The sequence below is a fragment of the Streptomyces huiliensis genome, assembly GCF_020037025.1.
Taxonomy (GTDB): Bacteria; Actinomycetota; Actinomycetes; order Streptomycetales; family Streptomycetaceae; genus Streptomyces; species Streptomyces huiliensis.
Window position 1 is genome coordinate 1 of record NZ_JAIQLH010000017.1, and the last position, 12,839, is coordinate 12,839.

Annotated in this window: 12 protein-coding genes; 6 read left to right on the top strand and 6 right to left on the bottom strand. The window is 72.2% G+C overall.

Annotated features, from left to right (window positions below):
* Nucleotides 1-134: 134 nt before the first annotated feature.
* The 5 genes from JNW98_RS04235 to JNW98_RS04255 all read right to left on the bottom strand — a co-directional run bounded on the left by JNW98_RS04235 (nt 135) and on the right by JNW98_RS04255 (nt 4,952).
* On the bottom strand, nt 135-593 hold the full coding sequence (locus JNW98_RS04235) for an RICIN domain-containing protein (RefSeq protein ID WP_223766697.1): 459 nt from the start codon (nt 591-593) through the stop codon (nt 135-137).
* Nucleotides 594-817: 224 nt separating this feature from the next.
* Nucleotides 818-2,224, bottom strand: coding sequence for a phytoene desaturase family protein (locus JNW98_RS04240; protein WP_223766732.1), 1,407 nt, complete (start codon nt 2,222-2,224; stop codon nt 818-820).
* A gap of 61 nt (nt 2,225-2,285) precedes the next feature.
* Nucleotides 2,286-3,107 (bottom strand): inositol monophosphatase family protein, encoded by an 822-nt coding sequence (locus tag JNW98_RS04245; protein WP_223766698.1) that lies wholly within the window; start codon nt 3,105-3,107, stop codon nt 2,286-2,288.
* A gap of 189 nt (nt 3,108-3,296) precedes the next feature.
* Nucleotides 3,297-3,779: a hypothetical protein gene (locus tag JNW98_RS04250; RefSeq protein WP_223766699.1), complete on the bottom strand. Its 483-nt coding sequence runs from the start codon at nt 3,777-3,779 to the stop codon at nt 3,297-3,299.
* 834 nt (nt 3,780-4,613) lie between these two features.
* The gene (locus tag JNW98_RS04255; RefSeq protein WP_223766700.1) at nt 4,614-4,952 is read right to left on the bottom strand and encodes a hypothetical protein; all 339 of its coding nucleotides are present in this window, start codon (nt 4,950-4,952) and stop codon (nt 4,614-4,616) included.
* Nucleotides 4,953-5,375: 423 nt separating this feature from the next.
* Here JNW98_RS04255 and lplAB point away from each other — a divergent pair, with 423 nt between their 5' ends.
* The gene (gene lplAB / locus JNW98_RS04260; RefSeq protein WP_223766701.1) at nt 5,376-6,431 is read left to right on the top strand and encodes a lipoate-protein ligase LplAB; all 1,056 of its coding nucleotides are present in this window, start codon (nt 5,376-5,378) and stop codon (nt 6,429-6,431) included.
* A gap of 34 nt (nt 6,432-6,465) precedes the next feature.
* On the opposite strand, the gene ccsB is transcribed toward lplAB, so the two are convergent.
* Nucleotides 6,466-7,551 carry a c-type cytochrome biogenesis protein CcsB gene (ccsB, locus tag JNW98_RS04265; protein WP_223766702.1) on the bottom strand — a complete coding sequence of 362 codons (1,086 nt, stop codon included), beginning with the start codon at nt 7,549-7,551 and terminating at the stop codon, nt 6,466-6,468.
* A gap of 369 nt (nt 7,552-7,920) precedes the next feature.
* Here ccsB and JNW98_RS04270 point away from each other — a divergent pair, with 369 nt between their 5' ends.
* From JNW98_RS04270 to JNW98_RS04290, 5 genes are all read left to right on the top strand, one after another.
* The gene (locus JNW98_RS04270) at nt 7,921-8,190 is read left to right on the top strand and encodes a lasso peptide biosynthesis PqqD family chaperone (protein ID WP_223766703.1); all 270 of its coding nucleotides are present in this window, start codon (nt 7,921-7,923) and stop codon (nt 8,188-8,190) included.
* The gene (locus tag JNW98_RS04275) at nt 8,187-8,678 is read left to right on the top strand and encodes a lasso peptide biosynthesis B2 protein (RefSeq protein ID WP_223766704.1); all 492 of its coding nucleotides are present in this window, start codon (nt 8,187-8,189) and stop codon (nt 8,676-8,678) included. The genes JNW98_RS04270 and JNW98_RS04275 overlap by 4 nt, the downstream gene beginning before the upstream one ends.
* Nucleotides 8,675-10,513 (top strand): ABC transporter ATP-binding protein, encoded by a 1,839-nt coding sequence (locus JNW98_RS04280; RefSeq protein WP_223766705.1) that lies wholly within the window; start codon nt 8,675-8,677, stop codon nt 10,511-10,513. Before JNW98_RS04275 ends, JNW98_RS04280 begins: the two co-directional genes overlap by 4 nt.
* 250 nt (nt 10,514-10,763) lie before the next feature.
* Nucleotides 10,764-10,877, top strand: coding sequence for a lasso RiPP family leader peptide-containing protein (locus tag JNW98_RS36490; protein ID WP_223766706.1), 114 nt, complete (start codon nt 10,764-10,766; stop codon nt 10,875-10,877).
* A 13-nt stretch (nt 10,878-10,890) separates the two neighbouring features.
* A complete protein-coding gene (locus JNW98_RS04290) occupies nt 10,891-12,795 on the top strand; it encodes an asparagine synthase-related protein (protein ID WP_223766707.1) in 1,905 nt (634 codons plus the stop codon).
* The last annotated feature ends 44 nt before the right edge of the window (nt 12,796-12,839 follow it).

The following is a 12,839-nucleotide window of genomic DNA, read 5'->3' on the forward strand; positions in this document are numbered from 1 at the left end:
CCACGAAGCGCGGTTTCGGGTGTGCGGGGGCACGGCCCCCGCAAGAAACGGGAAGGGGCGGGACCGAGGCACACCCACCCGCGCCGAAAGCGCGAAACAGGCCCCCCGGCCCCGCCGGCTCGGCCGGGCCAAGCTCAGACCTTCGTGGTGTACCAGTGCTGCCACGACCCCCCGTTGGGGTCATGCATATTGATCCCGGCCCCGTCCCACGTGTCATCCGCCCGCTGCACCTGAGCGATCTGCCCGTTCAGATCCGTGTGCAGCTCGCGGTTCCAGAAGAACCAGCGCTGGTTGGCGTTGCCGTGACAGTCGCCCACCGCCTGGACGGCCTCGTTGATGCCGCCGTTGCGGACGTCGAGGCAGTGCATGTTCGCGAGGCTGCGGAGCTTCTTGCCGTCCCACATCCACCACTGCGACGAACCGTTGCCGCAGGTGCGGATCTCGACGTTGTCGCCGTTCACGGTCAGGCACTTGCCACTGCGGTCGTTGCGGATCTCGAAGGCGTCCAGGGCGGAGGCGGGGGTGGCGGCCAGGACCGGCACGGCCGCCGCCAGTCCCAGCGCCAGTGTCCCCGCCACGAGTGCTCGTCTCATCACGGACCCGTTTCTCTCATGTGCCCCAGGGACAGCGCCGGACAGCGCTGCCCCGGAGGAAGCGCCGGACGGCGGCTCCCCCGGGCGGCCCCCCTGCCCCGCCGGCCTCCGGCGCGCAAGCGGAACCACCCGACGCAGCATTGCCCGGGCACCCCGAGATCACTCGGCCCACGGGCGGAGTGGCGGCAATGCGCCGCACGCCCCACGCGCCCCGCGGGCACGCCCTAAAGCTCCCGCAACCTCCGCCACACCGCCCGCGCCGCATGATGCCCCGACATCCCGTGCACCCCCGGCCCCGGCGGCGTCGCCGACGAGCAGAGGAACACGGCGGGATGAGCCGTCGCGTAGGGCACCCGCGCGAGCTTGGGCCGGATGAGCAGCCGCAGGCCGGCGACCGAACCGCAGGCGATGTCGCCGCCGACGTAGTTGGCGTTGCGGGCGGCGAGCACCGGCGGCCCGGCGACGGCCCGGGCCAGCACCAGGTCCCGGAAGCCGGGCGCGAACCGTTCGATCTGCCGCTCGATCACCTCGGTGGCGTCGCCGCGCCAGCCGTTGGGGACGTGCCCGTACACCCAGAACGTGTGCTTGCCCTCCGGCGCCCGGCCGGGGTCGATGATGCTGGGCTGGGCGGTGATGAGGAAGGGGACGGAGGGGTCGCGACCATGGACCGCGGCGCTCAGCGCGTCGCGGATCTCCCCGTAAGACGGACCCACATGAACGGTCCCGGCGCGGCGCGCGGCCTCGGCCCGCCAGGGCACGGGCCCGGACAGCGCGTAGTCGATCTTGAACGCGGAGGGCCCGTAGCGAAAGCCCCGGTAGGCGTCGCCGAGCCCGGCGATCCGGGCCAGGGCGGTCGGCGAGGTGTCGAAGAGGTAGGCGCGGGCGGGCGGCAGCTCGTCGAGCCGCCGCACCTCGAAACCGGTGTGGATCGCGCCGCCGCGCTCGCGCAGGCAGGAGGCCAGGGCGTCGGCGATGCCCTGCGAGCCGCCGCGCGGCACGGGCCAGCCGCGTTCGTGTGCGGCGAGGGCGAAGATCAGGGCCATGCCGGCCGTTCCGATGCCGGTGAGCGGCGCGATCCCGTGCGCGGCCAGCCCGGCGAACAGCGCCCGGGCCTTGGCGTCGCGGAACCGCCGCACGTAGACGGCGGCCGGCAGCCCCGCCGACAGCCCGAACCGCGCGTAGCCGACGGGATCGCGGGGCAGCCCGTCCCACTGGGTGCGCAGGAAGTCCCGGGCGAGGGCGTCCCACTTCCCGTGGAAGGGCTCGACGGCCCGGCGGTACGCGCCCGCGTCGTGCTCCCCGAGGGAGGCGGCCGTCTCGCCCACGCGCCGTGAGAGGACGGCGGCGGAACCGTCCGGGAACGGATGCGCCATCGGCAGCTCGGGGTGGAGCCACTCCAGACCGTGCCGGGCGAGCGGCAGGTCCCCGAAGGCAGGAGAGCCGATCCCGAGCGGGTGCACGGCGGAGCACGGGTCGTGGCGGAAGCCGGGGAGGGTGAGCTCCTCGGTGCGGGCGCCGCCGCCGATACCGTCGGCCGCCTCGAAGACCTCGACGGACAGGCCGCGGCGGGCCAGTTCCACGGCGGCCGTCAGCCCGTTGGGGCCGGACCCTACGACGACGGCGTCGAGCATGGTGGACACCGGCGGAACTCCCCTCGTGAACGGCCGGGACGGCCGGACCCGGCGGCCCCGCTCAGGCCGCCAGCAGGCCCAGAATACGTGCGAGCGTCCCCGCGTCCCGCGCGGCGGAGAACGGCATCGTGTTGCCGCCGCCGATCCGGAACGGCTCCCCCGCCACCGTCCCGCTCGCCCCGCCCGCCTCGACGACGAGCAGCAGCCCGGCGGCGTGGTCCCAGGCGTTGGGCCACGAGAAGGCGACCGCGTCGATCTCGCCGCGCGCCACGTTCAGGTACTCCAGCCCTGCCGAACCGCACGGCCGCGTCGCCACCCCGGGCGTGTCGAGCCGCGCGAGCAGGCGCTTCTCGTCGTCGGTGGTGAAGTCGTAGTGCGATATCGCCACCCGCAGCTCCGCGCCGGGCGCGGCGGGCCCGGGCCGCAGCGGCTCGCCGCCGAGGAAGGCGCCCGCGCCCCGGCGGGCCGTCGCCATCAGGTCCAGCGCGGGGGCGTACGTCCAGGAGGCGAGCAGCTCACCCCGGTGCGCGAGGCAGACGAGCGTGGCGAACCCGGGGTCGCCGTGCACGAACTGCCGGGTGCCGTCGACCGGGTCCACGATCCACACCGGATCGTCGCCGCGCAGCGCGTCGAGCACCGCCGGATCCGCGTGCACGGCCTCCTCCCCGACCACCCGCGACCCGGGCAGCAGCACGGTGAGCGCGGCCGTCAGGTGCTCCTCGGCCATCCGGTCGGCCACCGTCACCAGGTCGTGCGGCCCCTTCTTCTCGACGATCTCGTGGGCGGCGAGCTGCCGGAACCGCGGCATGATCTCGGCCGCGGCGGCCTTGCGCACCGCTTCCTCGACGTCGGTCAGGTCCCCTGCGAGAAAATCATCGATCATACGCCCATCGAACCATGCCCCACCGACAACCGGGGGCGGGGAGGTGGCCACGGGCCGACGGCGAGGTGAACGCGGCGCGGCGGAGGAGCCGCCGACACCCCGCGGAAACACGCGATCCGCCCTGGCCGGCCTCTTCGTCACCGACAGAGCGGATCACGGGAAACGCGCACGAGAAACTCACGCGAGAACTCACATGAGGCAGAAGAGGTTCGACGCGTCGATCGGCTTCTTGTGCTTCTTCAAGGCCCAGTACCAGACGTCTCCCTGCACCCCGAAGCAGAGCTTCTCCCCGTAGAACCCGAGCGTCAGATCGGCACCGGCCACCGATATGGCCGGGTGGATCGTGATGCTGCTGTTGAAACGGGAGAGCTCGAAGCCCGAGGTCTGCAGCCCGTAGCCGAAGACCGTGGGCTGGACCTCCACCTTCGCGTGCCAGTCCGCACCGGTCTGCGCGTCCACCGTGACCTTCAGGACGAGAACGCGCGGGACGATGGTGAGGTGGTACTCCTTGTGGATGTCGACCCCGACCCGGGTCCCGGGCTCGGCCCTCGCGACTTCCACGAAGCGAGGCTCGGGGTGCTCCGCGACGGCGGCCTCGTACTTCTTCACGAGGTCGGAGACGTCCTCCCCGACCCATTCGGCCACCGGACGCAGTTCGTCGGTGAGATTCATTGTTTCAGCCACCTCTGAAATCCCCTTCAGACGTGATGAGCACCCCGGATGTCCGGCGGCGCCTGCTCGGCACGGCAGGGAACATATCTGCCGAATCCCGCAAACAATGAGGCGAAAAACCGCCACATCCAAGGCGTTACCGGACGACACCCAAGTGAAAGGCGGGTCATACGTAAACCGGACCGACCCTCGGGCGAACGCCACCGACCGGACTCGACCTCGATGGCGATTTTGGGTGTCCACTCGTTGGGACCGGCGAGCGCAGTGGGGACCGGCGCCACTTCGACCAGCACGACAGCCGCGCCCAAAACCGGCGACCTGCCCGTTCGGGACGCACTGGACTGCCCGGTTGTGACTGTCTGCACGAGGATGGCTTCGCCTACGTCCCGATGGATCGACAAGCACCAGTTGCCCACCCGGACCGCACGGCGCCCTACACCACCTACGCGCCCCCAAATGCTCAGGTGGTTGCTTCCTGCTCGATCCGATCGGGCACGCCGCCCCTGGAACCTCTCCCGGCCACCCCGTCTACGCACTACGCACTGGCCGCCCAGCGCTGGCGCTTCCCACCTGCGTGCCCTGACCGCCGGTGATCTCGACACCTTCACCAAGGGCGTGCTGCACCCCGAGGACGCGCACATCTGCGAGGCGGGCCTCCACCGCTACTGGCGGGTGATGGCCGAGCACTTGCCGCCGGAGTCGGCGACGACGACGGCCCTGCACAACACCGCCCCGCCGACGCACTGGACAAGCGGGCACGCACGGCCGACCGGCGTCGGCCCGCCGGCCGCAGGCCCACCTGTTACTCCCAGACCATCGCTTCGCGGATGCCGTCTACCCCGGGGAGATGGCGTCGATGATGATGTCGTCAACGTAGAAGGCACATTTGGAGTCGGACTTGGACTCCTTGGTGCCACCGGTGGCGTTGTTCTGCCACGTTCCGTAGTACGTGAAGCCCAGGTAGCACTTGACCTTGGCTCGCCAGTTGACGTTCATGGTCCCGGTGCAGCTCAGTGCCCCGTTCCACGCCGCGTCTGCGGTAGCGAGGCAGTCCAGACTGCCGTAGCGGAACCGCTCGCCCGGTTTGACGGCTGAAGCGGGAGGAGCCAAGAGCACCATGGTCGCGGCGAGTACGGCGCTGACACCGGCGAGCTTTCGGGCAGTCTTGCGCATGCCGTCTCCTTTGCTGGGTGACGTTCCCTGTGAGTGTCGACGCGGACACCTCACCCCGACTGCAACATGCCGACCCATTCTCCCGGTTGACTCGATGGGACAGCGAAGAGTCGATTCCAAACCACCCGACCGGGGGCTGTGGTGCCTGACTCATCGAACGCGCCCTCATAGCGGCGGCGAAGACGAGAGCAGGGCACCGTGGCCCTCGCCGCGCTCCCGCCCACGATCACTCAAGGGCATTCCGCACTGACGCCTCCCGCTCGCCCCGAACCCACGGGTTCTCCGCGCCGGGACCACCGCCGTCGGTCCCGCAATGCCGCGCCCCGGCCGTCGACCATGCGGCGGAGCACGAGGCCCCACCACGTACCGTGGCTGTATCTGCCACTGGGACCGGCCCGGCGGCACGTTTCAGGAGGGTACGCCGTGCACGGTGAGTACAAGGTGCCGGGCGGCAAGCTCGTCGTCGTGGACCTGGAGGTACGGGACGGGGTGCTGCGCGACGTCCGGGTGGCCGGGGACTTCTTCCTCGAACCGGACGAGGCGCTGTTCGAGATCAACCGGGCGCTGGAGGGCGCGGGCGCCGAGCTGTCCGCGCAGGAGATCGCCGCCCGCGTCGACGCGGCGCTCCCGGAGGGGACGGTGATGTTCGGCCTCACCTCCGAGGCCGTGGGCGTCGCGGTCCGCCGGGCCCTGGCGAACGCCACGGACTGGCACCACTACGACTGGCAGCTCATCCACGACGGCCCCCAGTCCCCCGCCCTCCACATGGCCCTGGACGAGGTCCTGACCGCCGAGGTCGCCGCGGGCCGCCGCCCGCCGACGCTGCGGGTGTGGGAGTGGGGTTCCCCGGCCGTGGTCATCGGCAGCTTCCAGTCGCTCCGCAACGAGGTCGACGCGGAGGGCGCCGCCCGGCACGACATCACGGTCGTCCGCCGCATCTCGGGCGGTGGCGCCATGTTCATCGAGCCCGGCAACACGATCACGTACTCCCTCTGCGTCCCCGACGCCCTCGTCCAGGGCCTCTCCTTCGCGGACAGCTACGCCTACCTCGACGACTGGGTCCTCGGCGCCCTGGAGGAGATGGGCGTCAAGGCCTGGTACCAGCCGCTCAACGACATCGCGACCGAGGCCGGCAAGATCGCAGGTGCGGCCCAGAAGCGGGTCGTCTCCGGCGACGGTGCCGTCCTGCACCACGTGACGATGGCCTACGACATCGACGCCGACAAGATGCTCGACGTCCTCCGCATCGGCCGCGAGAAGCTCTCCGACAAGGGCACCAAGAGCGCCAAGAAGCGCGTCGACCCCCTCCGCCGCCAGACCGGCCTCTCCCGCGCCACGGTCATCGACCGCATGATCGACTCCTTCCGCGGCCGCTACGGCCTGGCGGCGGGGTCGGTGACGGAGGAGGAGATGGCCCGCGCGGTCGAACTCGCGGAGACGAAGTTCTCGTCCGACGAGTGGACGGCGCGGGTGCCGTAGGGAGCGGAGGGGCGGCCGGCACGGTGTCCCGGTCTCAGACGCCCGAGTAGGCGTGCAGGCTGTTGAAGAAGATGTTCACTCCGTAGTAGTTGAACAAGTAGCAGCCGAACGCGGCCAGCCCCAGCCAGGCGGCTTTCCGCCCACGCCAGCCCGCCGTGGCGCGGGCGTGGAGGTAACTCGCGTAGGCGACCCAGGTGATGAGCGTCCAGATCTCCTTGGCGTCCCAGCCCCAGTAGCGTCCCCAGGCCGCCTCGGCCCAGATCGCCCCGGCGATGAGCGTGAAGGTCCAGAGCGGGAAGACCAGGGCGTTGACGCGGTAGGCGGACTTGTCGAGGGAGGAGGCCGCGGGCATCCGCTGCAGGACGGAGGCCGCGACACGGCCGGGGCGGCGGGCGCCCTCGCCGGTCAGCTTCGTCTCGTAGCGGTCGCGGAAGAGGTAGAGCAGAGTGCTGATCGCGCCGAGGTAGAGGAACGCGCCGCAGAGGATGGCGCAACTGACGTGGATGTAGAGCCAGTACGAGTGGAGGGCCGGGACGAGCTGGTCGCTGTCGGTGTACAGGACGGAGACGGCCAGCCCCAGATCCAGCAGCACCGTGGTGACCAGGGGGAGCCCCATCCACCGGACGTTCCTGCCCAGCCCGAGGAACAGGAGGTAGCCGCCGGTCACGACCATGCCGAAGGTCGTGGAGTACTCGTACATGTTGGCCCAGGGCGCCCGTTCCACGGACAGGGCGCGGGCGAGGACCCCGCCGAGGTGCAGCAGGAAGGCCAGGACGGTCAGCGACACGGCGATCCTGCCGTAGAGGTCGCCGCGCGCCGAACCCCCGGACGCGCCGGGGCCGTCGGGCATGTCGGGACGTTCCCCGTCGGCACGCGTGACGACCACAGGCCGCTCCAGGACGGCCGTTCCGCCGCTCTGCCGGACGGCCGGGGGCGCGGCGCCGGGCGCGCCCGCCCGGACCGTGAGGGAGGCCGCCGTGCGGCCCACCCTGCTGCGGCTTCCCAGCACCCACTCCGCCAGGTGGGCGAAAAAGGCCAGGGTGTACACCGCCATCGCCGAATACACCAGCGTGTTGCTGAGATTGGCGAGACTCTCATGATTCGCGGCGGCCAGCGTCACGCTGCGACTCCCTCGGTACGGACCGGATGGATCACCAGAAGATGGTTGCGCACGCGCAGCAGTGTGGCACGCTCGAATTGACGATCTTCAGCGCCCCCGGACCGGCCCTTCCGCCCCGTCAGCACGGTCGGCCCCGCCGTCCGCGCACGCCGGCCGTTCCCATTTCCCGCCACCCGCACCGGCATTGGTTTTTCCGCGGCCCGGGCGGAGAATCCGGCCACTCCTGTCCGGCGTGGTCCGTGCGGGGAGCGGCGGGTCACCTCGGCGTTTCACCGGAGCCGCCACATCTCGCACTTGGCCGGTTTGCCGGTTGTCGGCCTCAAGGGCCGAAATTAGGGTCACTTTCCTGACTCCGGGGAAAGGCAGGTCATGGCCGTTCGCCTTCAGGACCACGTTTCCGTGACGAAAGTGGAAGGAGGTTCTGTCATTCTGGACGAACGCAGCGGCCGTTATTGGCAGATCAACTCCTCCGCCGGAACCGCTCTCGACGCGCTGCTCGGCGGCGGTGACGCCGAAGCCGCCGCCGAGGCCCTGGTCCGTCGCTACGAGGTGGATTCCGCACAGGCCCGGGCCGATGTGAAAGCGCTTCTCTCCGCGCTGCGTTCGGCGTCCCTGGTGGAAGAGCGGACGGAAGCGTGAGCACTCCCGAAGCCTTGGCCGTGCGCGACGCCCTCCCCTTCCGCCGCAAGCTGCTCGTCGCCCCGGTCGTCCTGCTCGCCCGGGGCCTAGCGCGCCTACCTCCACGGCACTTGAGAGCCGTCATGACGGCGATCCGCGGCGACGCTCCGGCGGCAGGCGCCGAACAGGCGCTGCGCGCACGCCGGGACGTGACCTCGACGAGCCTCTACTGTGCCGGAGAAGGGTGCCTGCCGCGGTCCATCGCCACGGCACTGTTGTGCCGCGTGCGCGGCTGCTGGCCGACGTGGTGCGTGGGAGCTCGGCTGGAACCCTTTCTGGCGCACGCGTGGGTGGAAGCGGAAGGCCGGCCGGTCGGCGAGCCGTTCGAGGACGGCTATCTCGGCACCCTCTTCTCCGTCGCCCCCGTCGCCACAGTCACCCCCACCACCCCAGTCACCCCTGCCGCCCCAGCCGCCCCAGCCGCCGTCCGGCGAAGGAACGTCCCGTGACACGGTCGCACGGCCCCTCCACTCCCGCGCCGCCCCCGGAGAAGACGCCTTCCGGAACCCCCGCGCCCCCCACACCCTCCGGCGCCCGCGTGGCGGACTTCGTACGGCTCGTCGTCCCCCATCGCGCCGCCCTCGCCTGGTCGTCCCTGCTGACCGTCGCGGCAGCCCTGCTCCGGCTCGCCGTCCCGGTCCTGGCGATGCGTGCCGTGCAGCGGGAGGGCGACCGCCCGGTCCTGCTCGCGGCGCTGGCGGCACTGTTCGTGCTCCAGGCGGGAGCGTCGTCCGCCGGCGCGTACCTGCTCCAGCGCACCAGCGAGTCCGTCGTCCTCCGGCTGCGGAACCGGCTCGTGCCCCGGCTCCTCTTCTCGCGGATCGGCACGCACGACACCCGGCGCGTCGGGGACCTGCTCTCCCGGGCCACCACGGACCTGACGCTCATCCGCGAAGTCGTGATGCACGGACTGGTCGACCTGCTGACCGGAACCGTCACCGTCGTCGGCGCCGTGGGGCTCATGCTCTGGCTCGACTGGCGGCTCTTCCTGCTCACGGTGCTCCCCGTCACCCTCGCCACCGCGCTCGTCTTCTCGGTCCTGTCCGGCATCCGGGCGGCGACCCACCGGGCCCAGGTGAGCGCGGGGTTCTTCGCGTCGGACCTGGAGCGCGCCCTCTCCGCGATCCGGACGGTCAAGGCGAACAACGCGGAAGCCCGCGAGGCCGAGCGCATCGGACGGCACGCCCGTGACTCCTACGCGGCCGGGGTGCGGGTGGCCGCCTTGGAATCGCTGGTCAGCCCGGCGATGGAACTGGCCGCCAACGGCTCGATGGTGCTGGTGGTCCTCGTGGGCGGGCTACGGGCGGCCGACGGCGCCACCACGCTCCCGCATCTCGTCGCCTTCCTGATGGCGGTCATGTACGCGGTGATGCCCCTCGCCGCGATCTTCCGCACGGCCGGCACGATCCAGAAGGGCCTGGCCTCCCTGGGCCGGGTCAGGGAAGTGGAGTCGGCGCCCGTGGAGCCGGGGGCAGGTGAGGCGGCCGGAAGCGGAGGGCCCGCATCCGCCGGCCGGGCGGCGGTCCCCATCGCGCGACCGCCCGGCGAGCCCCCGGCCCTGGAGTTCCGGAACATCTCCTTCGCCTACCCGGCCGAGGGCGGGAACCCCAACCCGGCCCTCTCCCACGTCTCGTTCCGCGTCCCGCCCCGCTCGTACTGCGCGCTGGTGGGCCTCTCCGGCGCCGGCAAGTCGACCGTCTTCTCCCTCGTCGAGCGCTTCCACGAACCGCAGGAGGGCCGGATCCTGCTGCACGGCGTGGACGTCGCGGACTTCCCCTCGCCGCAGTCCGTACGGGCCCGGACCGCGCTCGTCGAACAGAACTGCCCGGTGCTGCACGGAACCCTGCGCGAGAACCTCGTGTACGGCCGGCCGGACGCCACGGCCCGGGACGTCGCGGACGTCCTGGAACGGGTCCGGCTCGACGGGCTGGTGGCGCGGCTCCCCCGGGGCCTGGACTCCCTCGTCGGGGAGCACGGGTGCGCCCTGTCGGGCGGCGAACGGCAGCGCGTCGCCATCGCCCGGGCCCTGCTGCGAAAGCCCGCCCTGCTGCTCCTCGACGAACCCACCTCCGCGCTCGACGCCGTCAACGAGGCCGCGCTCGCGGAGGTGGTCGACGAGGTCTCGGCCTCGTGCGCGACGCTCGTCATCGCCCACCGGATGTCGACGGTGCGCCGAGCCGGACGCATCGTCGTCCTGGACGCGGGGCGGGTTGTCGGCACCGGATCCCATGCCGACCTGGTCCGCGGCAATTCTTTCTACCGCGCTCTCGCACTGAGCGGCTGACAATTCCCGCCGGACGCCCGCGGGTTTATGGCACGGCGCTTCCCCGCGGCATTCCCAAAATCCTTCTCCGGCATTCAACTACCGCCACTCCTCCACCGGTTCCGGTTCTCCTCCCGGACCTCCTCCCCGAAGCCTGCAGCGGCTTCTGTCTCGTTTTCTGTCTCGTTTCCCTCCCCCGGCCATTGCGACCGGTGCACCACCCACCTACAGTCCTCCGTGTCCGGTCATCGACGACCGAAAGGAGAAATCCGTGGCCAAGCTCGTGTACGAGCGCCCCGAGTTGGTCCTCGTCGGTTCATTCACGGAGCTGACCCGCGCCAACAAGCAGGGCATGGGATTCGACTGGTACCTGACCCGCAAGTAGTGGGGACGTGAGAATGCTCGGTCGCGGTCGGAACTGGTTCGTCGTTCTTCCGGATGCCGAGCCGCCGTATGCCGCGGCCGAGCGACTCGCGGCCCGGGCGCCGTGCGTCCTCCGCCACCCGTCGGGCCGGCCGTGGATCGCCGGCGACTGGGCCGCGGACGAACTGCGCACCGCCGTCACCCCACGCGGCTCGCTCGCCGCCCTCGGCGCCTGCGGTGCGACGCCCATCGAACTCCGGGCCCTTCTGGAACGGACGCTCGACGACGCGCGGCCCTCGGACGGGCCGACGCGCCCCTCACCGCCCGGGAGTTTCCACCTGGTGGTCCGCGGACCGGGCCGCGTCCTGGTGCAGGGCACGGCGTCCGGGGTACGACGCGTGTTCCACACCCGGCCGCCCGGCGGTCCGGTGATCGCCGGGGACCGGGCGGACGTCCTGGCCGGCCTGGTCGGAGCGGACGTCCGTACGGAGGCGCTGGCGGCCCGACTGCTCTATCCGGTCGGTCCCGTCGCGGCGGAGCGCGTTCCGCTGTGGCGCGGCGTCCACGCCGTTCCCGAGGACAGCGCGCTGGTGATCGACTCGGCCACGGGGGACGGCCGGTGCGTACGCCGCTGGGCCCCGCCACCGCCCGTCCTCTCCCTGCGCGAGGGCGCCGTCCGGTTCGGCGCCGCGCTGGCCGCCGCCGTCGACCTGCGCACGCGCGACGGCGGCACGGTCGGCTGCGACCTCTCCGGCGGCCTGGACTCCACCCCGCTGTGCTTTCTGGCGGCGCGCGGGCCCGCCCGCGTCGTGGCGTTCTCGTCCGGCGGCCGGCACGACGACGACCTGCGGTGGGCGGCGCGCGCCGCGCGCCATCTCCCGGACGTGGAGCGGATCGTGACGCCGCCCGAGGAGATGCCGTTGCCGTACGACGCGGTGACCCGGCCGGACGCCGGGACCGAGGAGCCGTTCACGGGCGCCGCCAACGCCGCGCGCGTCGTCCACACCGCGCGCCGGCTCGCGGAGCGCGGCTGCCGGGTCCACCTGGGCGGGCACGGCGGCGACGAGGTCCTCCTCGCGCCGGAGGCGTACCTCCACGACCTGCTGCGGCACGCGCCCCGCGCCGGCCTCCGGCACGTCCGGGGATACCGCGCGCTGCGCAGGTGGCCGCTGGCCCGCACCGTCCGGACGTTCCTGCGTCCCGGCACCTACGCCGCCTTCGCGGCGGCGTACGCGGACGGGATCGACGGGCTCCCGCCCCCGGCCGCCGCCCCGCCCGACCCCTGGGGACTCGGAGAGCTGCGGACACCGCCGTGGGCGACGCGGCGGGCCGCGGAGGCCGCCCGCGAACACCTCAGGGCGGCACTGGCCGAGCCGCCCCACGACCTGCTGCCCCCGGAACGGCCGGGTCGGCAGGCCCAGTTGGACGTCGTCCGGGGCAGCGGGCACGCCGTCCGGCAGGTACGCCGGATCATGGCGGAACACGGGCTGCGGACCGAGGCGCCGCTGCTCGACGACGCCGTGGTGGAGGTCTGCCTGGCGGTGCGCCCACACGAGCTTTCGACCCCGTGGCGCTACAAACCGCTGATGGCCGAGGCCATGCGCGGCACCGTCCCCGAAGCGCTCCTCGCGCGCACGACCAAGGCGGAGGGGCTGCCGGACGTGCACGCCGGACGGCGCCGCAACCTGGAGGGCATCCTCGCCCTGTGCGAGGACTCCCGGCTCGCCGGCCTCGGCCTCGTGGACGCCGGGCGCCTGCGCGCACACGTCCTGAGCATGGGGACGGACGCCCCGCCGATCGCCCTGTGGCGGACCCTGGCCTGCGAGAAGTGGCTACGCGCGGTGGAGGAGGACGGTGACGGTGAGCGGAGCGCCCCCGCCGCCCCCGCCGCCCTCGCCGCCCCCGACTCCCCTGCCGCCTCCGGCCCGCCGGACCGATGACACCGGGAGCGGAAGCGTTCCGCCGCCACCCGGGAGAGGAGACG

What these genes read in the sequence shown, in the direction of transcription:
- JNW98_RS04245 (WP_223766698.1), bottom strand. Translation starts at nt 3,107, where the DNA reads ATGATCGATGATTTTCTCGCAGGGGACCTGACCGACGTCGAGGAAGCG.
- JNW98_RS04255 (WP_223766700.1), bottom strand. Translation starts at nt 4,952, where the DNA reads ATGCGCAAGACTGCCCGAAAGCTCGCCGGTGTCAGCGCCGTACTCGCC.
- JNW98_RS04235 (WP_223766697.1), bottom strand. Translation starts at nt 593, where the DNA reads ATGAGACGAGCACTCGTGGCGGGGACACTGGCGCTGGGACTGGCGGCG.
- JNW98_RS04270 (WP_223766703.1), top strand. Translation starts at nt 7,921, where the DNA reads ATGGCCGTTCGCCTTCAGGACCACGTTTCCGTGACGAAAGTGGAAGGA.
- JNW98_RS04250 (WP_223766699.1), bottom strand. Translation starts at nt 3,779, where the DNA reads ATGAATCTCACCGACGAACTGCGTCCGGTGGCCGAATGGGTCGGGGAG.
- JNW98_RS04290 (WP_223766707.1), top strand. Translation starts at nt 10,891, where the DNA reads ATGCTCGGTCGCGGTCGGAACTGGTTCGTCGTTCTTCCGGATGCCGAG.
- JNW98_RS04240 (WP_223766732.1), bottom strand. Translation starts at nt 2,224, where the DNA reads ATGCTCGACGCCGTCGTCGTAGGGTCCGGCCCCAACGGGCTGACGGCC.